Source organism: Haemophilus parainfluenzae (assembly GCF_003252755.1).
GTDB classification, from domain to species: domain Bacteria; phylum Pseudomonadota; class Gammaproteobacteria; order Enterobacterales; family Pasteurellaceae; genus Haemophilus_D; species Haemophilus_D parainfluenzae_N.
The window spans coordinates 186,582-210,797 of record NZ_QEPT01000003.1 but is presented as its reverse complement, the minus strand read 5'-3'; the positions used below and the strand labels follow the sequence as shown (position 1 = coordinate 210,797).

The following is a 24,216-nucleotide window of genomic DNA, read 5'->3' as shown; positions in this document are numbered from 1 at the left end:
AGGAGTGTTCCATGAATTGGACAGAACGACTTAAAGAAGAATTTTTATCCGGTTGGAAGCCTTTTGAAGTGGTATGGGTGGTTATTTTCCTTGCCGCGCAAATTATTGCTTATGTTCTTGCGCCAGATAGCCCATTAGGCATGATTTCGGGTATTGCAGGTATTCTCTGTGTAGTATTGGTGAGTAAAGGAAAAATTAGCAACTATTTCTTTGGGCTTATTTTTGCTTACACCTATTTTTATGTCGCATGGAGAAACAATTTCCTGGGCGAAATGAATACGGTGCTCTATGTGTATATTCCATCACAATTTATCGGTTATTTTATGTGGAAACAACACATGCAAAACGATAATGGCAGTGAAAGTGTAATTGCAAAAGCTTTAACACCAAAAGGTTGGGCAATTTTACTCGTGAGTGTTGGGATTGGGACATTCTGCTTTGTGCAGGCTTTAAAAGCAGCGGGCGGGAGTTCTACAGGATTAGATGGTTTAACCACGATTATCACCGTAGCGGCACAATTATTGATGATTTTGCGTTATCGTGAGCAATGGTTATTGTGGATTGTCTTAAATGTGCTTTCCATTTTACTTTGGGCAGAGCAGCCAGCGATGTACTTAATGTATAGTGCTTACTTACTTAACTCATTATATGGTTATTACAACTGGACGAAACTCGTCAAAGCGGAAAGTCACTAATCACATCAATAAAAAAGGGCATAGTCATATGCCCTTACATTTTCAAATAAAATGCCTTCGTCAACGCAATAAATTCCTCTGTGTACTGATTGTTTTCGTTATAAATCACCAAGCTATCTTTTACCTGTGGTAAATGCTCTCGGCTAAACGTGAGTAATATCCGTTGTGGATCTTTCCCTGTCTTTGTAATGACATCAGTCTGCTTAATGCAACAGAGTGCGGTTGAATTTATCAATGTTTTCCCCGCCTCATAAGGCAAGACAAAACTGATTTTTCCTTTTTCGGATAAACAACTCGCCGCCCAATTTAACCAATCTAAATGGCTTTGTTGAACATAACGGGCAAGTGCTCGTTCATTATTTCTACATTCAACGCCTTGCGCAAAATAAGGCGGATTCGCCACAATTAAATCAAATTGATGTGCTGTTTGTTGGCAATAAGTTTGCACATCTTGGTGTGTTAAATAAAGGCGATTGTGCCATGGCGAAGCCTGGAAGTTTTCTTGTGCTTGTTGTGTTGCAAGGGGATCAAGTTCAACGGCTTCAATTTGGCAATGCTCATGACTTCGTTGGGCGAGCATTAATGCAACCAAGCCTGTGCCAGTCCCCATATCTAGAATATACTGACAATCAGATACATCCGCCCAAGCACCCAGTAAAATGCCGTCTGTGCCGACTTTCATTGCACAATGTTGTTGATTAATATGGAATTGTTTGAAGGTAAAGCTGCTCATAAAATCTTGCGGAAAATGACCGCACTTTCAGGTATAATCAGCCCCAATTTTAACAAATTAACGCAAAATAATGAATTTATCCCCATTTGAAGAATTCGATCTTTCCCCTGAATTATTAAAGGCCTTAGAAAAGAAAGGTTATACTCGCCCAACTGCCATCCAATTAGAAGCGATTCCGGCTGCAATGGAAGAGCGTGATGTGTTAGGTTCTGCACCAACAGGTACAGGTAAAACTGCTGCATTTTTATTGCCAGCGATTCAGCATTTATTGGATTATCCCCGTCGTAAACCTGGTGCGCCTCGCATTTTAATTTTAACACCAACTCGTGAGTTAGCGATGCAGGTTGCGGAACAAGCGGAAGAATTGGCGCAATTCACGCATTTGAAGATTGCTACGATTACAGGCGGTGTAGCGTATCAAAATCATGGGGAAGTGTTTAATTCAAATCAGGATATCGTGGTGGCAACACCAGGACGTTTATTGCAATACATCAAAGAAGAGAACTTTGATTGTCGCGCGGTAGAAATGCTGATTTTTGATGAAGCAGATCGCATGTTGCAAATGGGCTTTGGGCAAGATGCGGAGAAAATTGCTGCTGAAACACGTTGGCGTAAACAAACGCTCCTCTTCTCAGCGACATTAGAAGGGGAGTTATTAGTTGATTTTGCAGAACGTTTATTGAATGACCCGGTAAAAATTGATGCCGAGCCAAGTCGCCGTGAGCGTAAGAAAATCAACCAGTGGTATTATCACGCCGATAGCAATGAACATAAAATTAAGTTGCTTGCACGTTTCATCGAAACCGAAAAAGTTAGCAGAGGTATTGTGTTTGTCCGTCGTCGTGAAGATGTGCGTGAGCTTTCTGAAACTTTGCGTAAACGTGGCATTCGCTCTACTTATCTAGAAGGCGATATGGCGCAAACGCAACGTAATAACGCCATTGATAAATTAAAATCAGGTGTTGTTACTGTGTTAGTGGCTACTGATGTCGCCGCACGTGGGATTGATATTGATGATGTCACACACGTCATGAACTTCGATTTACCTTATAGTGCAGATACTTATTTACATCGTATTGGTCGTACGGCTCGTGCAGGAAAAAAAGGCACGGCTGTTTCTTTTGTTGAAGCACATGATTACAAATTGCTCGGTAAAATTAAACGCTATACGGAAGAGCTTTTAAAAGCGCGTATTTTAGAAGGGCTAGAACCTCGTACTAAACCACCGAAAGATGGGGAAGTAAAATCCATGTCTAAAAAGCAAAAAGCACGTATTAAAGAAAAGCGTGAAGAAAAGAAAAAAGCAGACGTGAAGAAGAAAGCTAAACTGCGTCATAAAGATACGAAAAACATTGGTAAACGCCGTAAGCCAAGCGCAGAAAAAACAGCCGAGAAATAATAAAAAACAACCGCACTCATTAAGTGCGGTTATTTTTTTGACTATTTATTGACTTGGCTACCGATTACGCCACCTAATGCGGCACCACCTAATGTGGTTGCGGCATTACCACCAAGCATATAGCCTGCTGCACCACCGATAGCGGCGCCAGCTGTTGTATTTTTTTGAGTACGACTCATATTTCCACATGCAGCAAGAGAAATAACAGTCATCGCGATAACAAGTGATTTTCCAATTAATTTCATAGGATCTCTCCGTGTTTAACATATAAAACTATCCATATTGATAGTAATCCCTAAGACAAACAGAGATGAATGAAAGTTCAAAAATATGCGTTTTTCGCTGTTTTTCTGAACAATTAAATATATTGAATGTTAATCTTTAGCTTGATCTAATACTTTCGTAACCACTTTCAAATATTCAATTGCCAAACTATGATGCCCCGTACTCGCATTAAACACTAAATCTTCACTTAATACACCACAAGGCATATCCTCTGGGATCTTACCATCCTCATAAGCTTGATAATCTTCTCGCCAGTCACCATCAAAATAATAGTGTTCTAAGGTTTTCATTTTTGGTAAGAAGGTCTGCCATTTTTCAAGAAATTGTTCTGCGTCAGCTAAGAAACTCTCTGCTTCATTGAGAAGATTTTCCATTTCTGAAATTTTATCTAAGCGTGATTGAGGTAACATAGGTTTCTCCAAAATAAGGTAAAAATAAACCGCACTTTATGCGAACAAAGTGCGGTGAGTTTATCACGAGTTTTTTACTTACACATCATAAGTGGTGGATGCAGTATTACCACCGCGACCCGTCCAGTTGGTGTGGAAGAATTCACCGCGTGGTTTGTCAGTGCGCTCATAAGTATGTGCACCGAAGTAGTCACGTTGTGCTTGCAATAAGTTTGCCGGTAAACGGGCTGAAGTGTAACCATCTAAGAAGGTAATAGCAGATGCCATACAAGGCATTGGGATACCTACTTCGATAGATTTTGCCACCACTTTACGCCAGTCGCTTAATGCGTTTTCTAAAATGCCTTTGAAATAACTATCTGAACCTAAGAAGATTAAATCTGGATTTGCTTCATATGCATCACGAATGTTACCTAAGAAACGGCTACGGATAATACAACCTTCACGCCATAATAATGCGGTTGCGCCGTAGTTGATGTTCCAGCCAAATTGTTCAGAGGCTTCACGAATCAGCATAAAGCCTTGTGCGTAAGAAATGATTTTTGACGCCAATAAGGCTTTACGTACCGCTTCAATCCAAACTTTTTTATCGCCTTCAACAGGTTGAATTGTTTTGCCGAATAATTGGTTAGCGGCAACACGTTGATCTTTAAATGAGGATACGCAACGAGCAAAGACAGATTCAGTGATTAAGGTTAATGGAATACCGAAATCTAATGCATTGATACCCGTCCATTTACCTGTCCCTTTTTGGCCAGCTGTATCTAAGATTTTTTCAACTAATGGTTCAGCATCAGCATCTTTATAACCAAGAATATCGGTCGTGATATCGATTAAGTAGCTATCAAGTTCAGTTTTTTTCCATTCTGCGAAGATAGCTTGCATTTCTTCATAGCTTAAGCCTAAACCTTCTTTTAAGAATTGGTAAGCTTCACAGATTAATTGCATATCGCCATATTCGATACCATTGTGAACCATTTTCACAAAGTGGCCAGCGCCTTCACCGCCAACCCAGTCACAGCAAGGCTCGCCTTGTTCTGTTTTAGCAGAGATGGCTTGGAAGATTGGTTTAACATATGGCCATGCTTCGTGGTTACCACCCGGCATGATAGATGGTCCATGACGCGCACCTTCTTCACCACCAGAAACACCCGAACCGATAAAGCGAATGCCTTTTTCAGCCAATGCTTTTACACGACGGTTGGTATCAGGATAGTTTGAGTTACCACCATCAATGATGATGTCGCCTTCTTCTAAGTGCGGTAATAATGCCTCAATGAATTGATCCACTACATCACCCGCGCGCACCATTAACATCACTTTACGTGGTTTTTCTAATTTAGAAGCTAAATCTTCTAAAGAGTATGCACCGATAATATTTGTGCCTTTTGCTGCACCTTGTAAAAATTCATCCACTTTTGAAGTGGTACGGTTATATGCCACGACTTTAAAGCCATGATCATTCATATTTAAAATGAGGTTTTGCCCCATTACGGCTAAGCCGATAACACCGATGTCGCCTTTTACTGACATTGTTTTCTCCTGTTTGTAGGGTACAAGTTGTTGTACCGATTTGAATATGTTGGTGCAACAAGTTGTACCACATGACTACACGCAAAAAGTGCGGTCGTTTTTTCAATTATTTTTTACTTATGCTGGCGCGCGTCTTCCGACACGTGCCTTATAATTTAAGAAGTTATCAGCACGCGTCGGAAGACGCGCGCTATCAAAAAGGGTAAAATGCAAATATTTTACACCTATTTCAAAGCTAAAATAACGTAAACATAAAATTTGTATTTTTTATTTCTTGTGTAAATACATATTTATGATTTATATCTATCTTCTCATCTATTAACTTAAATAAATAATCTTGTTCTACTTTACGATGTATACCTATAAGCCATAGATCTCTTTCACTAGGCAACTCAAGTTGTCTGATATTATTATATTTTTCTAAATCTTTGATCATATTTCTGATACAAGCAGAAGCTTCCATATTTTGTTTTACTTCTATAGGAATAAAGCTATGAGCACCTTTCTCTCGAACAATAAAATCAATAGCACATAAAGATTTTAATTTTTCTTTCCTTTGATCCATAAAACATCGTTCTTCACGATAGGCTTCTTGAACATTATCTTGTGCACAGAGAAAAATAAGCATTTCAACTTGTAGCCATATCTCCCACCCTGAAATATTTAATCGATCAATATCATTTAAACGATTAATAACATGTTTTTGTTGAAAAAATTTTAAGAAGATTTCTTTAAGAAAATCAAAATCTTTATTGATTTTATACATTAACATTTCCTACACATTTTTAACTCTTCGTCCACGCACTCATATGTTGAGTAAATCCAATATGTGGATAATAATCCACTGCTTGTGGAGCGGATAAAAGCACAATTTTGGCTTGTGGATGTAAGGCGTGTTTAGTGTGATCAATTAACTGCAAGCCGATACCTTGCTTTTGATATTGTTCATCAACTGCTAAATCAGATAAATAACAGCAATAGGCAAAATCCGTCACCGAACGTGCCACACCCACTAATCGTTCATCATCCCAAGCGGTGACTAATAAATCCGCATGGTGCAACATTGCCGCGACACGTTTTTCATCCTCTAACGGACGGCGTGCCCCGAGCGTTGTTTTATTTAGCAATTCAATAAATTGTTTAACTGAAATTGGTTCATTCACTTTGTAGTCTATCATTTTGCAAGCCTGTGATATTTGATACTCAACCTGTTATAGCAATTTCGCCGCCGCTTTATCTAAATACCATTCCGTCACCCCATTTTTTGCTTTAATTTTTGCTGCGGGATAAGGCAGATTTTCTGCTGGCGTGGTTTGGATTTCTTTTAGAATGTCTGCTTTGCTTTCGCCAGTGACCAAATAGGTAATGCGTTTCGCTTGTTCAATGAGTTTGGCGGTTTTAGAAATGCGAATTTGACCACTTTCAGGGTGTTTAGCAATGATAGCTAGGTTTTCATCATCAAAATTGGTTTGATGTGGGAAGAGAGAAGCAGTATGACCGTCAGTCCCCATACCTAAAATAATCCAATCAAAAACACCGTTTGGAATGACCGCACTTAATTCTTCTTCGAAACGTTTTAACTCAAAGTTCGGTTCATTTTCGCCACGAATTCGGTGGATATTTTCTGCAGGAATTTGAATGTGATCGAATAAGAGTTTTTGCACTTCACCGTAGTTGCTTTCTGAATCGGTTGGAAGAACCATGCGATCATCACCCCACCAAAAATGCAGATTTTTCCAGTTAATTTGTTCCGCATAAGGCGCTTTAGCTAAGGTTTTAAATAACAACTTAGGTGTTGAACCACCAGAAAGGGAAATATTTACAGGATGATTTAATTGGCTATAAATCACAAATTCTTGGGCGATCTTTTCAACAGCGTGTTGAGCCGTTGGGAAGGTGATGGTGTTCATGTTTGCTTCTCTTTATATTGGATATAAGCCTTCTTCCGCTTGTAGGGAAGAAGGCTTGCGATTAATGATTAAACCTTTTTCTTCATTTTGCCGCTTGGTTTACGCCATACGCGACCACTTTTCGCAATGAGTTTTTCGGCTGCAACGGGTCCCCAAGTGCCGGCTTCATATTCGTAAACTCGACCGCCTGCTTCTTTGTAGTCTAAAATTGGTTGAACGAATTTCCATGCAGCATGAACGGCATCAGTACGAGCGAAGAGTGTCGCATCACCTTTCATCGCATCGAGTAATAAGCGCTCATAAGCCGTCAGGACTTGGTCATCGGCTAAATCAGCATAACGGAAATCCATTGAGACTTCTTTGGCTTCAAAGCCAGCCCCTGGTTTTTTCAAGCCGAAACGCATTGAGATGGCTTCATCGGGTTGAATACGGATGATCAATTTATTTTCTGGTGCATTTTGACTGAATACAGGATGTGGTGTGGTTTTGAAATGAATCACAATTTCCGTCACACGTGCCGGTAAGCGTTTACCGGTACGTACATAGAAAGGTACGCCCGCCCAACGCCAGTTTTCGATTTCGCAACGTAAAGCCATAAAGGTTTCAGTGCGAGAGTTAGAAGGCACGCCTTTTTCTTGTAAATAACCTTTGACTTCTTTGCCATCAATTTCTGCTGCAATGTATTGACCAAGCACTAAATTATGCTCAACGTCATCTTGCGTTAATGGACGTAAAGAGTGCATGACTTTGGCCACTTCATCACGCATTGAGTTCGCATTAATGATAGCAGGTGGTTCCATGGCAACCATGGCAAGAACTTGTAGTAAGTGGTTTTGGAACATGTCACGCATTGCACCGGAACCATCATAATAGCCGCCACGTTCTTCTACACCAATGGCTTCGGCTCCCGTAATTTCGACATAATCAATGTAATTACGGTTCCAAAGCGGTTCGAATAAACCATTTGAGAAGCGTAAAACAAGTAAGTTTTGCACGGTTTCTTTACCAAGATAATGGTCGATACGATAGATTTGATGTTCTTCAAAGAAACGATGAATTTGGACGTCGAGTTCTTGTGCTGTTTTTTCATCGTAACCAAAAGGTTTTTCGACAATAATCCGTTTCCAACCGTCTTCTTCTGTGTTTAAACCATGAGCTGCAAGACATTCTGGAATCACACCATATAAACTTGGCGGGGTGGACATGTAATAAAGCGTGTTGCCATTCGTTTGATATTTAGTATGTAATTCTTCTAAACGGGGTACTAATTTACCGTAATCAGCCGCATCAGATGTGTTTACCGCTTGGTAATAGAGATGGTTACAGAATTCTTCGAGCGTTTCAGGCGTAGTTTCTTCTGTTTGAAGAAGTGCTTCGCGCATTTTCTCACGGAAAGTGTCATCGTTTAATTCTGAACGAGCGACACCTAATACAGAAAATTTGTTTAAACGCCCAAATTTGAAAAGATTATAAAGTGCTGGAATGAGTTTACGGTGAGTCAAATCACCGGAAGCACCAAAAATTACGATACAGTTATTATTCGTTTGCATATTATTCCTTATTGTTCCGAGTAGCGTTTTTAAATAATGCAATATATTACTGCACTTTACCAATCGAACCAATCAATTAAATTGAAAGACAGATGCCCAATTTTGTGTATTATCTGACACCATCACAAAGTTTGGATTAATTAAACTTTCACGCTGGTTATAGGTGAGTGGCTGAAAGTGTGGATCGAAAATTCCACCATTGATTTCAGCTAATAAAATTTCAGCGCCAGCAGTGTCCCATTCGCCGGTTTTGCCGAGGCGAACATAGCAATCAACCGCGCCTTCTGCGACCAAACCGCTTTTCAAACTACTTGAACCAACCACCGTAAATTCGCATGCCACATTCTTCGCCAAAATTGACCGCACTTTTTCTTGTGAGGTGGTGGCGCCTACGGCGATTTTTAACGGTTGAGTAAGATCGATTTTTCTTGGCTGTAAGGCTTTTATCTCTTTGTCACTCTGTTTGAATGCCCCAAAACCTTTCATGGCGTAATAGGTGATATTCAAAATAGGGAAGTGAATAACACCTAGTACGGGTTGATGGTTTTGCACAAGTGTGATCAAAACGGAAAATAGATCTGTGCGATCAATAAATTGCTGTGTGCCATCAAGGGGATCGATCAACCAATAGGTTTGCCAAGTTTGGCGTTGTTCAAAGGGAATATTGCAGTTTTCCTCTGAAAGAACAGGGATATCGGGGAAAAGTTCGGTCAGTTTTTCAATTAAAAACTGGCTGACAAATAAATCCGCCTCTGTGACAGGTGTGTTATCCGATTTAGTTTGTATTGCCACATCCTGTTGGTAAAAACGAGCCAAATGTTTTCCCGCTTCATTAGCAAGCGTGAGGACTTGATCGAGAAGAGATTGAGATAATTGCATATTTATTCTCTACTTTGATTTCGGTAATAACAAGGAGAGGAAAATTGTCGTATAGATTGCCATGATGGCAGAGCCGCCTAAGATGAAGGATATACGGTCAGTGAGGTATTTCGTATTTGGTGCGATCACGACATTCCCGATACTCCAATAACAAAAAATAATGATAAATGAAAAAAGGAGAATCTTCTTCCAGTGATGGCGTAGATAGCCTCTGCATTTGGCAAAGTAAGCATTGATTATCGCCGGAACAGTGAGAGGCCAAAATGTCAGAAAGAAACCAAATAACGCAGAGTCGAAATAGCCTTCTCTGTAGTCGTCTAGGTCGAAAAGGACATAAGCGATAACACTGCCTATCAGCTGCGTAACTAGTGGGAAGATAATAATCGCTTTCAAATAAGGGGATTGAGTTGACACCTTAAGCTCCTAGAAAAATAGGCTATCCGAGGACAGCCTATTTTCATCCATTATTTCGATTTCTTCGCACGTAATACACGAGAAACGAAAATAAAGACACCGAAGATAAACACAGCAAGACCGAGTAATTCGCCTATATTATCCCAGTTTTCTAACGCTAAGGCTAATGGTGCTTCAGAGCCGCCAGATGTTACAGATGCCGCGATAATGAAGGCTAAGATAACGCCCATTAAGCTTTCACCAACAATTAAACCAGCCGCGAAAAGTGTACCGAAGCGTTCTGCTTTTTTCTCCACTTCAGTATCGTTAGTGCGTTTTGCGTAGCTCTTAATATTGCGTGTGAGAAGCCATGCCATCACCGCACCGACCACAACCGGCATATTGATTGATGGTGGAAGGTAAATACCAATACCAACCGCTAATACTGGTAGCGCGAAGCGATTGTTAGTTGTTTTACGCATAAGCGCATCAATAATGATTAATACAACACCTAAACCTACACCACTTAAAATGTAAGTCCATTCTAATTGATTGGTGAAAATACCTTTTGAAATAGTGGTCATAATGGTTGCTTGTGGCGCAGAAAGTGCTTGTGTTGGATCCATGTCTGGACGTGGTAATGCACCCGTGAAACCATAAGCGTGGTATAAAATTTCTAATACCGGCGCAATTACTAATGCACCAACGAAACAACCAATGATTAACGTAACCTGTTGTCTCCAAGGTGTTGCTTCAACTAAAAGACCAGTTTTTAAATCTTGTAAGTTATCGTTTGAAATAGTTGCTGTGGTTAATACGATAGATGCGGTGAACAAGGTCAATGCGGTTAAGAATTTTTGACCGTCTGCCGTTTCAAATAAGCCACTGCTTTTACCAATTGTCACTAAAACAAGTGAAATCACGATCACGGAAATAATCCCGATACCTGAAATTGGGCTGGAAGATGAACCAACTAATCCCGCCATATAACCTGATGCCGCTGCGACGAAGAAACCAATTAACACCGCAAGTAGCGTACAAACCACGACTAATAACACGGCAAGTTCAGCAGAAATTGGTGCGGCTGCAACGAAGTGATATAAGGAAATCACGATTAATACAACGGTCGCCAATAAAATATAAATAATGGTTTTTGGCGATAAGTCGATATCAATACGATTTTCTGATTCAGCTTGTGAGCCTTTTAACATACGGAAAGAATGAACCATCCCTTCAATCATTGGTTTGAGAAGGATTAATAATGTCCAAATCGCTGCAATACCGATAGTACCCACACCAATAAAGCGTACTTTGGTTTTCCATTCGGTCATGGCGTAACTCACAATTGAAGCATCGGTTGGCATATCACCTGTTGCAGTGAAATAAGGTACAGCCACACCCCAAGCGAGGAATGTACCGAATAACATTGCAAGACCGCCCACGATACCGATTAAGTAACCCGCACCGACTAATGCAAGAGAGAATCCCATCGGTAATTGGAAAACGGCTTTACCGTTAGAGAACCATGCACTTGCGCTGTCAGACATGACACGTAATGCGTTGGTTAGGAACGCAACGGTTCCTGCAAAAATACCGCCATAAGCGATATCTTTTACACCACTGTCGCTTTCGTCATTATTACCCGCTTTTAAGATTTCAGCTGCCGCCACACCTTCAGGGTAAGGTAAGTCGCTGTTTACCACCATCGCACGACGTAATGGAATAGTGAATAGTACGCCCAACGTACCACCAGAGGCACAGATAAGCACAGTTTGCCAGAATGGGAATTCTTGCCAGTAACCCATCATTAACAGGCCTGGAAGAACGAAAATAACAGAAGACAATGTCCCCGCTGATGAAGCTTGGGTTTGCACCATGTTATTTTCTAAGATACTGGAATCCTTGAAGAATTTTAAAATTGCCATAGAAATTACGGCAGCCGGAATGGAGGAGGCAAATGTCATCCCCACTTTAAGACCCAAATAAACGTTAGATGCAGTGAAGATCACTGTAATTAACGCCCCAAGGAACATTCCTCGGAAGGTCAATTCTTTTAAATTATCATGAGACATAAATTTTCCTATTTATTTTTGAAAAATGACTATACATTCTCAAAAAAAGAATAATTATTCAAGTTTTATTTAAAGTTAATCGCTTGCAATTAGAATTTATCTAAATTTCTTCAATTTATTTACGTTTTTTTAAATAATCTCGCAAGGTATAAAGTGCGGTTAAGTTTCTTGCCTCATTAAATTCATCACTATCCAACAGGGCGTCAAGTTGAGATAAAGGGTAACGCACGATTTCTAGTGGTTCGGGTTCATCCCCTTCCAGTTGATTTGGGTATAGATCTTCACCTAATAAAACGTGCATTTTATGCCCCATGATTTGTGGATTGATCTTCATCGTGCGTAAAAACTTCCATTTTTTTGCCCCAAAGCCAATTTCTTCCTGCAATTCGCGATTCGCACTTTGTTCGGGCGTTTCTCCCGTATCCATACCACCTTTTACAAAGCCTAATTCATATTGTTCCGTTCCAACGGCATATTCACGAACCAGGAGTAGATCTTCTCCATCAATTGCAATCACCATGACGGAGTCGCGATTGAAAGGGCGAAAACGTTCATAAGTGCGGTCAATGCCATTAGAGAATTTGAGATCGACAGCTTGAATTTCAAACAAGCGGGATTTTGCCACGGTGGAAAGGGAGAGAATGTGTGGAAGTTGTTTTTTCATGATATTAGCCCTATTATCTTGTTATTGGCTCATCATACGCAAAGTGAGAGAAATAGGAAGAGTTATGGCTGAAAATAACGAAGTACGATTAGATAAATGGCTTTGGGCGGCGCGTTTTTATAAAACCCGTAGCATTGCGAAAGCGATGATTGAAGGGGGCAAAGTACATTACAACGGTCAACGAGCTAAAGTAAGTAAAAATGTAGAAATCGGTGCCATGATTAAGCTACGTCAAGGCAACGATGAAAAAGAAATTGAAGTGATTGCGTTGAGTGACCAACGCCGTGGCGCCCCCGAGGCCCAACTGCTTTACCAAGAAACGGCACAGAGTGTGAAAAAACGCGAAGAAATGGCATGGGCAAGAAAAAATAATGCACTTTCGATGCCGCATCCTGATCGTCGTCCAAACAAAAAAGAACGTCGAGATTTATTGAAATTTAAACACCAAGATGAGTTCTAGAAAACAAAAGTGCGGTCGAATTTGACCGCACTTTTTGTATTAATGATTTTTATGACTTGTGCTGTATAGGATTTTGTCGGTATAAGCCATTGCAATCGCTGAAATCAAGAAAGAAAAATGAATTATCACTTCCCACATGATTGTTTTTTCAGGAATTTTTGAGGCATTCACAAAGGTTTGCAATAAGTGGATAGACGAAATACTGATAATTGACATAGAAAGTTTGACTTTCAGTACAGTTGCATTCACATGGCTCATCCATTCAGGTTGATCAGGGTGGTTTTTCGTGCGCAGTTTTGAAACAAAAATCTCATAACCGCCTAATGTTACCATTACTAATAAGTTAGCAATCATTACCACATCAATGAGATTGAGTACGGCGAGCATAATGGTGTCCGCATCCATTTCATTAACATTGGTGATGAGATACCACAAGTTTTTCATAAACTTGTAGGCATAGATGCCTTGCACGACAATTAAACCTAAGTAAATAGGCACTTGTAACCAACGACTTGCAAAAATCGTTTTGCTTAGAAAGTTAGTCTGTTCATTATATTTTGCACATGGATCCGAGATTTCTTTTTGTTCCGTTGCCATAAAATTCCTCATAAATAAAAATTCAAATAAAAAAGCGGCAAGAAAATAGCCGCTTTTAAAGAAAAATTCAACCGATGTTTTTTATTTTACCCCGTTCTCGGTAGTGACAAGAGATAGGCGCGTTAAGTCCACGTCATTATTGAGTAATTCAACGTTTGGCATGCTCTTGTTAGCTTTCGCTGACAAGTCTTTAAAGCGTTCCACTTTCCCGACTAAACCTTGTTGTCCCACAAGGGCGGTGACGGTGCTGTTGTATTGATTGCTCACAGTGGAAAGCGTGTTGCCTAGTTTGTTCAAGCGTTCTGCCACCAGGCAAATCTGGTTGTAAATTTCGCCTGCTTTTTCTGCAATTTCTTTGGCTTCGGCGTTGCCTCGTTCGATACGCCATAAATTCGCCACAGTACGTAAAATTGGCATAAGGGTCGTGTGCGAAACCATAATCACATTTTTCTCATAACCATAATTAAACAGGCTTGGGTCTAATTTTAAGGCTTCAATATAAGCGGGTTCTACGGCGATGAACATTAAGACAAAATTAGGGCTACGCATGCCAATCAAATTGCTGTAATCCTTGCGGTGCAAGTCATCAATGTGATTTTTCAGGGCTTTAATATGCTCCCTTAGTAAACGCTCACGTTCAAATTCATCCTCAGAATTGACCGCACTTTCGTAAGCATTCAATGACATTTTGCTATCAATGATGATGTTTTTCTCATCGGGCAGATTGAGCACAAAATCAGGATAGTTTCGACCGCCTTGTTCATCTTTAAAATGGGCTTGTGCACTGTAATGCACATTTTCAATGAGTCCGGCCAGTTGAAGCGCGCGCTCAAGTTGTACTTCTCCCCAGTTGCCTAGGGTTTTCTTTTCACCTTTTAACGCCGAGGTTAAATTATTGGCCTCTTGCGACATATTTAAGCCAATTTCCAACACCTTTTTGATTTCCGCTTCTAAGCCCGCATTGCCTTTTACGGATTCTGAATGGATTTCATTGACTCGTTTTTGAAAGCCTTCGATTTGTTCACGGAAAGGCTTCAATAAGGTTTCCAATGCGGTTTGATTGGTCTGATTAAAGGATTGGCTTTTTTCTTCCAAAATGCGGTTGGCCAGATTTTGGAATTCCACGCCTAGCTGTTGTTTGGATTGCTCAATATGTTGCTGCTGTTCGGCAAAATGCTTTTCTTTTTCGGAAAGGGTGGTTTTCAACTCCGTTAATTCTTGTGAAAGTGCGGTCAATTTTTCCTGCGTTTTTTGCTGCTCTTGTTCTTTTCGTAGCACATTTTCTTGCGCTTGTTGTAATTGACCTTGCAAGCTTTCAGCTTGTGCTGAAGCGATCCCAAATCGTTCTTTTAATGCGGTGATTTGCCCGCCAATTTGATCGTGTCGGAGCTGTTCTTCATCCAATTCTTTTTCTAAATATTGGATTTTTTCATCACGTTCATTAAGGCGAGTTTGCAAGCCTTCTGCATGAGTTTGCGCTTTAACAGCTTGTTGTTCTAGTTGATTTTTGACCGCACTTAAGGAATCAAAACGCTCCGCTAATTGATTGTAATCTTCGATAGTTTTATTGAGATCTTGTTGTAATTCTTGCGTATCTCGTTTGCTGCGGCTTAATAGAAAAAGCATCACAATGCTGATAAAAACCAGCACAGCAATGATGATTAAATATTGATTAGGCGTGAGTTCTGACATAAATAGGCTCCTGGAAACGGAAAAATTTTAGCATATTCCCAGAAACTTTTTAAAAATTAAGAGGATTTTCACTAGACAAAGAAAGTGCGGTCAAAAATAACCGCACTTTTTTTATAAAGATTAGTAGTTTGAGTTAATCAATACTTCTTCGCCGTAGCCACCAAGGGTTGGCATTGGTTGATAAGTTGAGTTAGCGGCACGCATTAAACGAATACCACGAATACCTGCTTCTTTTGCGGCTAGGATATCGTCATCGCTGTCACCATAGTGAATACTCACTTTGTGCTCAATAATACCCGGTGTTTTGTTATATTTAGTTGGAAGTTTGCGACCACCCATGAATTCTACAGGATGCATGTCTTTAATATTAAAGGCTTTTTGTAGCACTGGTGTCACACCATCTTTATCGCCTGCTGTACGACCGGTAATGAAATAAATTTGGTCACCACGTGCTTGGTGCATATTAATTAAATTCACCGCAATTTGTTTTGGAATAGAATATTGGTCACAACCCGCATTTACTTCATTCCAGAAATCTTGATTTTTTAAGTAATCATTTTTACCTGGTGAGTATTTTTCTTGGCCGTGATAGAAACAAGGGCTACTGAAAAGGACGGTATCGTCAATGTCGAAGCTCACATTAATGGGTGCTTTGCCTTCCAATTCTTTTTTCAATTGTTCAACAGAGATCCAGTGAATAGGTTTTTGCTCTGTCATTTCACGAGCATTCGTACCTTGTTCAGTGTAAGGTTCTTTGTTTGATGCAAAAGTAGAGGCTGCGCTTGCCGCTAAAATTGCAATGGCAGAAAGTTTAAGTAAATTTTTCATGTTTTCCTCATTAAGTAGTTTGTTTTACTTGTAATAAATCATATTACTTTAAAATATGGGTGTGAAATAATAGCAATCGTTTGCTATTTAAAAAAGTGATCTTTGTCACATTTTTTTGAAATGGTTGTTTAATAAAGCATCAAAGAAAAATTTCCCCTTGAATTTGGCGGAATTGAACGCCATATAACGAATAACTTTTCTTAAAAGAAGGATAAAAGAATGACAACAATTGTAAGCGTACGTCGTAATGGCCAAGTGGTTGTTGGAGGCGATGGACAGGTTTCATTAGGCAACACCGTCATGAAAGGGAATGCCCGTAAAGTACGCCGTTTATATAATGGCAAAGTTTTAGCCGGTTTCGCAGGCGGTACAGCCGATGCGTTCACCTTATTTGAATTATTTGAGCGAAAATTAGAAATGCATCAAGGGCATTTGTTAAAAGCCGCCGTGGAATTAGCCAAAGATTGGCGAACCGATCGTGCCTTACGCAAGTTAGAAGCGATGCTGATTGTGGCGGATGAAAAAGAAAGTTTAATCATTACCGGTATTGGTGATGTGGTGCAACCGGAAGCCGATCAGATTTTAGCGATTGGTTCAGGCGGTAATTATGCGTTGTCGGCCGCTCGTGCATTGGTGGAAAATACCGATTTATCAGCACGTGAAATTGTTGAGAAGTCTTTAAAAATTGCCGGTGATATTTGCGTGTTTACCAATACGAATTTCACTATCGAAGAATTACCGAATAAATAAGGAAAAATTATGTCTGAAATGACCCCTCGTGAAATTGTTTCCGAATTAGATCAACATATTATCGGCCAAAAAGAGGCGAAAAGAGCGGTTGCGATCGCGTTACGTAACCGTTGGAGAAGAATGCAGTTGCAAGAGCCACTTCGTCATGAAGTGACCCCTAAAAATATTTTAATGATTGGGCCAACGGGGGTGGGGAAAACCGAGATTGCGCGTCGTCTTGCAAAATTAGCCAATGCACCATTCATTAAAGTGGAAGCGACCAAGTTCACCGAAGTGGGTTATGTGGGGAAAGAAGTGGACTCCATTATTCGTGATTTAACGGACAGTGCGATGAAATTGGTTCGCCAGCAAGAAATTGCGAAAAATCGTGCGAAAGCAGAAGATGCGGCTGAAGATCGTATTTTAGATGCATTACTACCACCACCAAAAAATCAATGGGGTGAAGTGGAAAACCACGATACCAATAGCAGCACTCGCCAAGCGTTCCGTAAAAAATTGCGTGAAGGTCAATTAGACGATAAAGAAATCGAAATTGATGTGTCTGCGGGCGTGTCAATGGGCGTGGAAATTATGGCACCTCCAGGCATGGAAGAAATGACTAATCAGTTGCAATCCATGTTCCAAAGCCTGGGTTCGGATAAAACTAAAAAACGCAAAATGAAAATTAAGGATGCATTAAAAACCTTAATTGATGATGAAGCGGCAAAATTGATTAATCCAGAAGAATTGAAACAAAAAGCCATTGATGCCGTTGAGCAAAACGGTATTGTGTTTATTGATGAGATCGATAAGATCTGTAAAAAAGGTGAATACAGTGGTGCCGATGTTTCACGAGAAGGTGTGCAACGTGACTTATTGCCATTAGTGGAAGGTTCAACGGTTAATACCAAACACGGGATGGTGAAAACCGATCATATTCTCTTTATTGCATCGGGCGCATTCCAAGTGGCACGTCCATCGGATTTAATCCCAGAGTTGCAAGGCCGTCTGCCGATTCGTGTTGAGTTGTCTGCATTAACGGCAGAAGATTTTGAGCGTATTCTAACTGAGCCAAATGCCTCTTTAACGGAGCAATATAAAGCGCTTATGGCGACAGAAGGCGTGAACATTGAGTTTACACAAGATGCCATCAAGAAAATTGCTGAAGCCGCCTTCCGTGTGAATGAGAAAACGGAGAATATCGGTGCAAGACGTTTACATACCGTTATGGAACGTTTAATGGATAAAATCTCATTTGATGCGAGCGAAATGGATGGTCAAACCGTGAATATCGATGCTGCTTATGTGATTGAGGCATTGGGCGAAGTGATTGAGAATGAAGATTTAAGTCGATTCATTCTGTAATGAAAGTTTAGATAAAGAAAAAGTGCGGTTATTTTTAACCGCACTTTTTTTATCTCTAGTTTTATTTCTAGATTAAGATTAGTGACCACCGCAACCACAGCCGCCATGACCGTGTCCGTGATCATGATCGTGTTTATGACCACCGCCACAGCAACCATCGTGCCCATGATCGTGATCATGGTGGTGATGACCGTGACCGCCGCAACCACAACCGTGACCATCTTCGTCATCATGGTGGTGGTGGTGATCATGTGCGCCATGTACGTGACCGTGAGCAATTTCTTCTAATGTTGCTTCACGAGTGCCAACAACTTCCACAGTGAAGTGTAATTCTTGACCCGCTAACATGTGGTTACCATCAACTACCACTTCATCGCCATCCACTTCAGTGATCACAACTGGAACTGGACCGATATCTGTGTCAGCTAAGAAACGCATACCAACAACGACTTCATCAACGCCCTGGAATACATCTTTTGGTACACGTTGAACCATGTTTTCATTGTATTCGCCGTAGCCTTCTTCAGGTTGAACACGCACTTCAAATTTGTCGCCAACTTCTTTACCTTCTAAGGCATTTTCAAGACCAATGATTAAGTTATTGTGGCCTTGTAAATATTCTAATGGTTGATTTGCTGGTGCTTCATCAACTAATACACCGTCTTGAGTACGTACTTGGTAAGCGATACTCACAACCGTATTTTTTGCTACTTTCATAGTGTTTTCCTTATTAAAAAAATCGTCGTTCATTGTATAGAAAATTATTCTTTAAGCAATGCAATTCGCGCATTCACACTGACTTTAATTTTCTCTTTGCCACTTTGAGTGTAAGTTTCATCTTTTTCATCTGAGTAAGAGAAACTTTTTGCCATCATTGCTCCTGCGGCATAAGGGCGGAAATCATTCGCTGAATCATTGGCAGAAGACACGTCAAGGCTTTGTGTGTGATAACCTTTCATCTGCCAAGATTCTTGAATTAAGAGTGCTTTATCTTTAACTTTCGCTAAAGCTTCTTTGGTTAATTCCTTTTCTAAACTACTTAATTTTTCACGTGAAACAGACGCGCTTACGCGATCAATGGCTAATACGCCATCTAATTCATGTACTAGGGTTGATAACGCTTGAGAATCTTTACTTTCTAAGGTTAATTCTGCACGCGCAATCCAGCCTTGTTGTTTGCCTTTATTGTCATAACGAATCCAGGTATTGCGAGAATTATCTTTAATTTCAACCGCACTTTGTGCTTTTGCCAACTCAATGGCTTTATTCATTTTTTCCGCCATAGTTTTATTGAGTGCGGATAAATCATTGCCCTCTGCTTGGTAAAAAAGGGACACTTGCAATAAATCACGTTCTACCTCTCTTTCAGCTTCAACACTAAAGCTGACATCAGTTGGCTGATGAGATACGGGTTCTGTTGCAAAAGAAGCGATAGGCAGGGCAAGTAATGTTAAAGAAAGTGCTTTGAGTTTCATTGTTTCATTCCTATTTGGGTAAGATAAAAATTAAGGGCGGTTTAACACGCCCTTTGTTATTATTAATGTAAACGTTCGTTGTCGTCTTCGACATCTTCATCGTCAAAAAATTCACCGTCATCACCGTATTCATCATCCTCAGCATTCGGATCTTCAAAATACGTGCCCCAGCCATCATAAATGCCTTTGTATTTTTCCACTAAGGGTAAAATTTCTTTTTGTTGTGCATCGATAATTTCAGGCTTTAATTCCACTTCACTGATGATGTCAAAGCAGAAAATCACCTTGCCACTTTCATCTTCAAATTCTTCCGCTTCTGACACTTCATAGCCTGCTTTGAAAGCATCCACAGCAATTTTTTCTAAGGTATCAAAATCATAATGAGCGATGTGATGTTCGATAATATAAAGGGCATCCGGATCGCTGCCGTCATTTAATAAATCCGTAATGATTTCACGGGTTTCTTCTTGGAGTTCGTTAAAGTTCGTCATAAGGCATTCCTTTTGTCAGAAAAAGTGCGGTCATTGTAGGGGATAAAGATGAAAATGTCGCTAAAAATTTATTCTCATTTCAGTTTGCCTTGAAGGGGCGGAAAGGTTAAAATTCTGCGCGAATAAATTGTGCTTAACATGCCCAGCTGAACACGCTATTTATTGCAGCGAAAAAAGTTGGGCTTTCTTATTTTAGAACGAAAAAAATGGTCAAACATCTCCCTTATTTCACCTTAAAAACACCACCAAAAACAACCGCACTTTTAAAGCAAGAGTTCGCTGATTTTATTGTTAAAGAAGATCTGGGCTATGAAATGTCAGGCGAAGGCGAATTTGTGGCGGTAAAAATCCGTAAAACGGATTGCAATACATTGTTTGTGGGTGAAAAACTTGCCAAGTTCGCAGGCATTTCTGAGCGAAATATGGGGTATGCCGGTTTGAAAGATCGTCATGGCATTACGGAACAATGGTTTTGTTTGCAAATGCCGGGGAAGGAAACGCCAGATTTTAGCCAATTTCAGTTGGAAGGCGTCGAGATTTTAGACGTCACTCGCCACAATCGTAAAATTCGTACGGGTAGTCTTCAAGGAAATACCTTCGAGATTTTATTGCGCGGTGCAAAAGAAAGTGATGAGTTGAATGAACGCTTAAATTTTGTGGCGAAATATGGTTTCCCTAACTACTTCACTGAACAACGTTTTGGGCGTGATGGTCGTAATCTGACCCAAGTGATTCGTTGGGCGAAAGGGGAGATTAAGGTCAAAGATCGTAAAAAACGCAGTTTTTATCTTTCCGCCGCTCGCAGCGAAATTTTTAATTTAGTTGTAGCAGAACGAATTGAACAAAATGTGGCAGATCAGGTTCTAAGAGACGATATTGTGCAATTAAACGGATCGCACAGTTGGTTTAAAGCTGATGAAAATGAAGATTTAGCGGTTTTACAGCAACGTTTGAATGAGCAAGATATTTTGCTGACCGCGCCTTTAATTGGCGAAGAAAATTTATCTGCAAGTGCGGTCGAAAATCAAGTGGTTTTGGAACATCAGGTTTTCCAAGAATTGATGAAACAAGAAAGAATGAAAGCCGCTCGCCGCCCTTTATTGATGAAGGCAAAAGATTTCCATTGGACGTTTGTTGAAGAAGGATTAAAGCTCTCATTTTATTTGCTGACAGGAAGTTATGCGACTGCATTAGTGCGAGAGTTAGTAAATATTAAGGAAGAAGAATAATGCGAATTTTAGTCAGCAATGATGACGGTTTTCACGCCGAAGGGATTCAAGTTTTAGCAAAAGAATTACGCAAAATTGCCGATGTGGTGATTGTTGCGCCCGATCGTAATCGTAGCGCGGCATCAAGCTCATTAACGCTTATTGAGCCGCTTCGTCCGCGTCATTTAGACAGTGGTGATTATTGCGTAAATGGCACACCGGCTGATTGTGTGCATTTGGCATTGAATGGTTTTTTATCTGGACAAGTGGATCTTGTGGTATCAGGTATTAATGCAGGTTGTAACATGGGTGATGATACATTGTATTCAGGTACCTTAGCTGCCGCATTGGAAGGTCGCCATTTGGAGTTGCCAGCCATTGCTGTCTCTTTAGATGGTCGTTTGCATTATGAAACAGCGGCTCGCGTGGTGTGTGATTTGATTCCCAAATTGCATCCTCAATTATTGAATAAACGCGAAGTGATTAACATTAATGTACCAGATTTGCCTTACGAAGAACTCAAAGGCATTAAAGTCTGCCATTTAGGCTATCGCACCTCTGCAGCGGAAGTGATTAAACAAAAGGATCCTCGAGGTGAACATATCTATTGGATTGGCCCGTCAGGCTTGCCAGAATATGATGGTGAAGGCACGGATTTCCATGCGGTAAAAAATGGTTATGTTTCAATTACGCCAATTCAAGCGGATCTTACGGCTCATCAGTCAATTGCTGCTTTACAAGATTGGCTGGAAAGTGAATAATGTGCCGTTTTGAAAAGAATTTTCCCTATTGAAGCAATAAAGGATAAGTGAATGAATATTTTTGGTGCGATGTATGATAAAACAATGCAATGGTCAAAACATCGCTTTGCCGTGTTTTGGTTATCCTTTGTGAGTTTTATTGAGGCCATTTTCTTCCCCGTTCCACCAGATGTCATGTTGATTCCGATGTCAATGTCAAAACCGAAAAGTGCGTTTCGTTTTGCGCTTTATACGGCTGTCGCTTCGGTTGTCGGCGGAATGATTGGTTATGCTATCGGCTATTATGCTTTTGATTGGGTTCAAGGCTATATTCAACAATGGGGCTACCAAGCCGCTTGGGAACAGGCTATAGCTTGGTTTAAAGAATGGGGTATTTTAGTAGTTTTTGTTGCCGGTTTCAGTCCTATTCCTTATAAAGTTTTCACGATTTGCGCGGGTGTGATGCAAATGGCATTTATCCCATTTGTGATTAGCGCATTTGTATCGCGTTTTGCTCGTTTTACTTTAGTAGCAAAATTGGCTGCATGGGGCGGAGAAAAATTCGCGGCGAAATTACGTAAATCCATTGAGTTCATTGGTTGGAGTGTGGTCGCTCTGGCTGTGATTGCTTATATTATTTTGAAATAACAGGATGACTTTTTTTATGAATAGATTACTCTTTATCATCTCAAGTGCATTGCTGATCTCAGCTTGTACGGGAGAACCCAAAAAACAAGATCCTGATGCATTACCTGATGGTATTATGCAGCCAGTAGAAGGAACGGGAGCAATTGCTGGTGGTAGCTTTATGCCGGAAATTGAAAAGAATTCGATGCCAAATCAAATGAAATAAAATAAATTTAATGTTAAAGGAAGAATAAATGAAAAAATCGTTTTTATTGCTCCCTGTGAGCATCGCTATTTTAACCGCGTGTAGTTCAAATAGCCCTGCACCAATCGAAAATGTGGATGGCACACTCTCTCCAGGTGTAATGCAACCTGTCGATAATAATTCGAGCGGTACATGGCAGCCAGAAATCCAACAAAATACGATGCCAAATACCATGGGTAATAGCGTGCCAACGGGAACTCAAACACCACAACCAAGTTTCCAACCGACTTATCAACCGGTACAACAGCCAGCAGCAACTCAACCACAGCCTGCTCCAGCACCGGTTCAACCGCAAACTAAAACGGTAACTAAAACAGTTTCTGATTGCACCAGCTCAGGTGCAATCAACGTGCCACGTAATCCAAATACCAACGCACCGGATTACAGCCAAATTCAAAAAGGTTCATACAAGGGAAATACCTATAAAGTAAACAAAGGCGATACCATGTTCTTAATCGCTTACTTGACCGGTATGGATGTGAAAGATTTGGCAAGCATGAACAATATGAAAGAGCCTTATAGCTTAAGCGTAGGCCAAACGTTAAAAATTTCAAATTGTTCAACTAAAACGGTTACCACGACTGTACCAGTGAAAACGACGGCACCAGCTGCACCGGCAGCCCCTGCTGAGCCTGAAGTGACTTATACACCAGGTGCGAACGGTACTCAAATTGGTTCTGATGGTACGGTAATTGGTCCAATTAAATCAGGTGTCGCAACAGGTGGCGCATCAACACCAGCGTTTACCAACAATACACCTAGCACACCAGTGACAATGACAACACAAGTGGAAACCACAAACAATACTCCCGTTAATGCAAACGTTGTAGCACCAGTGGCATCGAATGTAGCATGGCAATGGCCAACACAAGGCAACGTGATCCAAGGTTTCTCTAACTCCGATGGTGGTAATAAAGGGATTGATATCAGCGGTTCTCGAGGACAATCGGTTAAAGCGGCGGCAAGCGGTCGTATTGTTTATGCAGGTAATGCATTACGTGGCTACGGTAACTTAATCATCATCAAACATAATGATGATTTCTTAAGTGCTTATGCACACAACGACAAGATCCTTGTGAGCGATCAACAAGAAGTGAAAGCGGGTCAAGAGATTGCGAAAATGGGTAGCACAGGAACAAATGCGGTGAAACTTCATTTCGAAATTCGTTATAAAGGTAAATCTGTCGATCCAGTTAGATACTTACCGAGAAGATAA

Annotated in this window: 28 protein-coding genes; 10 read left to right on the top strand and 18 right to left on the bottom strand. The window is 40.5% G+C overall.

The features are described 5' to 3' along the window. Nucleotides 1-11 precede the first annotated feature (11 nt). Nucleotides 12-695 carry a nicotinamide riboside transporter PnuC gene (gene pnuC, locus DPV95_RS05655; RefSeq protein ID WP_049368072.1) on the top strand — a complete coding sequence of 228 codons (684 nt, stop codon included), beginning with the start codon at nucleotides 12-14 and terminating at the stop codon, nucleotides 693-695. A gap of 34 nt (nucleotides 696-729) precedes the next feature. Here pnuC and DPV95_RS05650 read toward each other — a convergent pair whose 3' ends face one another. Continuing rightward, nucleotides 730-1,428, bottom strand: coding sequence for a tRNA1(Val) (adenine(37)-N6)-methyltransferase (locus DPV95_RS05650; RefSeq protein WP_049368073.1), 699 nt, complete (start codon nucleotides 1,426-1,428; stop codon nucleotides 730-732). 70 nt (nucleotides 1,429-1,498) lie between these two features. On the opposite strand from DPV95_RS05650, the gene srmB reads away from it, so the two are divergent. Continuing rightward, nucleotides 1,499-2,827, top strand: coding sequence for an ATP-dependent RNA helicase SrmB (gene srmB / locus DPV95_RS05640; RefSeq protein WP_049368074.1), 1,329 nt, complete (start codon nucleotides 1,499-1,501; stop codon nucleotides 2,825-2,827). A 41-nt stretch (nucleotides 2,828-2,868) separates the two neighbouring features. Here the strand turns inward: srmB and DPV95_RS05635 are convergent, their stop codons facing one another. The 11 genes from DPV95_RS05635 to nudE all read right to left on the bottom strand — a co-directional run bounded on the left by DPV95_RS05635 (nucleotide 2,869) and on the right by nudE (nucleotide 12,523). Further along, nucleotides 2,869-3,072 carry a YMGG-like glycine zipper-containing protein gene (locus DPV95_RS05635; protein WP_005699726.1) on the bottom strand — a complete coding sequence of 68 codons (204 nt, stop codon included), beginning with the start codon at nucleotides 3,070-3,072 and terminating at the stop codon, nucleotides 2,869-2,871. Nucleotides 3,073-3,201: 129 nt separating this feature from the next. Then, entirely contained in the window at nucleotides 3,202-3,522 is a 321-nt protein-coding gene (locus DPV95_RS05630; RefSeq protein WP_049368075.1) for a DUF4298 domain-containing protein, read from the bottom strand. A gap of 78 nt (nucleotides 3,523-3,600) precedes the next feature. Further along, nucleotides 3,601-5,055 carry a decarboxylating NADP(+)-dependent phosphogluconate dehydrogenase gene (gene gnd / locus DPV95_RS05625; protein WP_049368076.1) on the bottom strand — a complete coding sequence of 485 codons (1,455 nt, stop codon included), beginning with the start codon at nucleotides 5,053-5,055 and terminating at the stop codon, nucleotides 3,601-3,603. A 235-nt stretch (nucleotides 5,056-5,290) separates the two neighbouring features. After that, on the bottom strand, nucleotides 5,291-5,821 hold the full coding sequence (locus DPV95_RS05620) for a hypothetical protein (protein WP_049368077.1): 531 nt from the start codon (nucleotides 5,819-5,821) through the stop codon (nucleotides 5,291-5,293). Between the two features lie 19 nt (nucleotides 5,822-5,840). Further along, entirely contained in the window at nucleotides 5,841-6,233 is a 393-nt protein-coding gene (locus tag DPV95_RS05615) for a GNAT family N-acetyltransferase (RefSeq protein WP_111406793.1), read from the bottom strand. Between the two features lie 33 nt (nucleotides 6,234-6,266). Next, entirely contained in the window at nucleotides 6,267-6,965 is a 699-nt protein-coding gene (gene pgl / locus DPV95_RS05610) for a 6-phosphogluconolactonase (protein ID WP_049368079.1), read from the bottom strand. A gap of 68 nt (nucleotides 6,966-7,033) precedes the next feature. Further along, nucleotides 7,034-8,515, bottom strand: coding sequence for a glucose-6-phosphate dehydrogenase (gene zwf / locus DPV95_RS05605; RefSeq protein WP_049368080.1), 1,482 nt, complete (start codon nucleotides 8,513-8,515; stop codon nucleotides 7,034-7,036). A 72-nt stretch (nucleotides 8,516-8,587) separates the two neighbouring features. Continuing rightward, nucleotides 8,588-9,394, bottom strand: coding sequence for a 3'(2'),5'-bisphosphate nucleotidase CysQ (gene cysQ / locus DPV95_RS05600; RefSeq protein WP_049368081.1), 807 nt, complete (start codon nucleotides 9,392-9,394; stop codon nucleotides 8,588-8,590). 9 nt (nucleotides 9,395-9,403) lie between these two features. Next, nucleotides 9,404-9,808, bottom strand: a complete 405-nt coding sequence (locus DPV95_RS05595) for an HI_0559 family membrane protein (protein ID WP_049368082.1) — start codon at nucleotides 9,806-9,808, stop codon at nucleotides 9,404-9,406. 50 nt (nucleotides 9,809-9,858) lie between these two features. Further along, on the bottom strand, nucleotides 9,859-11,859 hold the full coding sequence (locus tag DPV95_RS05590; protein WP_080351325.1) for an OPT family oligopeptide transporter: 2,001 nt from the start codon (nucleotides 11,857-11,859) through the stop codon (nucleotides 9,859-9,861). A 115-nt stretch (nucleotides 11,860-11,974) separates the two neighbouring features. Continuing rightward, complete coding sequence (gene nudE, locus DPV95_RS05585; protein ID WP_049368083.1) at nucleotides 11,975-12,523, bottom strand: ADP compounds hydrolase NudE; 549 nt, start codon at nucleotides 12,521-12,523, stop codon at nucleotides 11,975-11,977. Between the two features lie 64 nt (nucleotides 12,524-12,587). Between nudE and hslR the strand changes: the two genes are divergently transcribed. Beyond that, entirely contained in the window at nucleotides 12,588-12,983 is a 396-nt protein-coding gene (gene hslR, locus DPV95_RS05580) for a ribosome-associated heat shock protein Hsp15 (protein WP_049368084.1), read from the top strand. A 39-nt stretch (nucleotides 12,984-13,022) separates the two neighbouring features. Here hslR and DPV95_RS05575 read toward each other — a convergent pair whose 3' ends face one another. From DPV95_RS05575 to aphA, 3 genes are all read right to left on the bottom strand, one after another. Then, nucleotides 13,023-13,580, bottom strand: a complete 558-nt coding sequence (locus DPV95_RS05575) for a TIGR00645 family protein (protein ID WP_049368085.1) — start codon at nucleotides 13,578-13,580, stop codon at nucleotides 13,023-13,025. An 81-nt stretch (nucleotides 13,581-13,661) separates the two neighbouring features. Beyond that, nucleotides 13,662-15,272 (bottom strand): DNA recombination protein RmuC, encoded by a 1,611-nt coding sequence (locus DPV95_RS05570; RefSeq protein ID WP_049368086.1) that lies wholly within the window; start codon nucleotides 15,270-15,272, stop codon nucleotides 13,662-13,664. 120 nt (nucleotides 15,273-15,392) lie between these two features. After that, nucleotides 15,393-16,100, bottom strand: a complete 708-nt coding sequence (gene aphA / locus DPV95_RS05565) for an acid phosphatase AphA (RefSeq protein ID WP_049368087.1) — start codon at nucleotides 16,098-16,100, stop codon at nucleotides 15,393-15,395. Nucleotides 16,101-16,319: 219 nt separating this feature from the next. Between aphA and hslV the strand changes: the two genes are divergently transcribed. Then, nucleotides 16,320-16,850 (top strand): ATP-dependent protease subunit HslV, encoded by a 531-nt coding sequence (gene hslV, locus DPV95_RS05560; RefSeq protein ID WP_005695137.1) that lies wholly within the window; start codon nucleotides 16,320-16,322, stop codon nucleotides 16,848-16,850. A gap of 9 nt (nucleotides 16,851-16,859) precedes the next feature. After that, a complete protein-coding gene (gene hslU / locus DPV95_RS05555; RefSeq protein ID WP_049368088.1) occupies nucleotides 16,860-18,194 on the top strand; it encodes an ATP-dependent protease ATPase subunit HslU in 1,335 nt (444 codons plus the stop codon). A gap of 78 nt (nucleotides 18,195-18,272) precedes the next feature. On the opposite strand, the gene slyD is transcribed toward hslU, so the two are convergent. The 3 genes from slyD to rraB form a co-directional block, all read right to left on the bottom strand. Continuing rightward, entirely contained in the window at nucleotides 18,273-18,911 is a 639-nt protein-coding gene (slyD, locus tag DPV95_RS05550) for a peptidylprolyl isomerase (protein WP_049368089.1), read from the bottom strand. A gap of 44 nt (nucleotides 18,912-18,955) precedes the next feature. After that, nucleotides 18,956-19,669 carry an SIMPL domain-containing protein gene (locus tag DPV95_RS05545; RefSeq protein WP_049368090.1) on the bottom strand — a complete coding sequence of 238 codons (714 nt, stop codon included), beginning with the start codon at nucleotides 19,667-19,669 and terminating at the stop codon, nucleotides 18,956-18,958. 62 nt (nucleotides 19,670-19,731) lie between these two features. Continuing rightward, complete coding sequence (gene rraB / locus DPV95_RS05540) at nucleotides 19,732-20,160, bottom strand: ribonuclease E inhibitor RraB (RefSeq protein WP_005695141.1); 429 nt, start codon at nucleotides 20,158-20,160, stop codon at nucleotides 19,732-19,734. A gap of 206 nt (nucleotides 20,161-20,366) precedes the next feature. Between rraB and truD the strand changes: the two genes are divergently transcribed. From truD to nlpD, 5 genes are read left to right on the top strand one after another with little or no spacing between them, the layout of a single operon-like run. Further along, entirely contained in the window at nucleotides 20,367-21,389 is a 1,023-nt protein-coding gene (gene truD, locus DPV95_RS05535; protein ID WP_111406792.1) for a tRNA pseudouridine(13) synthase TruD, read from the top strand. Then, nucleotides 21,389-22,129 (top strand): 5'/3'-nucleotidase SurE, encoded by a 741-nt coding sequence (gene surE, locus DPV95_RS05530; RefSeq protein ID WP_049368092.1) that lies wholly within the window; start codon nucleotides 21,389-21,391, stop codon nucleotides 22,127-22,129. Before truD ends, surE begins: the two co-directional genes overlap by 1 nt. Before the next feature lie 51 nt (nucleotides 22,130-22,180). Then, nucleotides 22,181-22,756 carry a YqaA family protein gene (locus DPV95_RS05525; protein ID WP_049368093.1) on the top strand — a complete coding sequence of 192 codons (576 nt, stop codon included), beginning with the start codon at nucleotides 22,181-22,183 and terminating at the stop codon, nucleotides 22,754-22,756. A gap of 16 nt (nucleotides 22,757-22,772) precedes the next feature. Then, nucleotides 22,773-22,961: a hypothetical protein gene (locus DPV95_RS05520; RefSeq protein ID WP_049368094.1), complete on the top strand. Its 189-nt coding sequence runs from the start codon at nucleotides 22,773-22,775 to the stop codon at nucleotides 22,959-22,961. A 28-nt stretch (nucleotides 22,962-22,989) separates the two neighbouring features. Next, the gene (gene nlpD, locus DPV95_RS05515) at nucleotides 22,990-24,216 is read left to right on the top strand and encodes a murein hydrolase activator NlpD (protein WP_049368095.1); all 1,227 of its coding nucleotides are present in this window, start codon (nucleotides 22,990-22,992) and stop codon (nucleotides 24,214-24,216) included.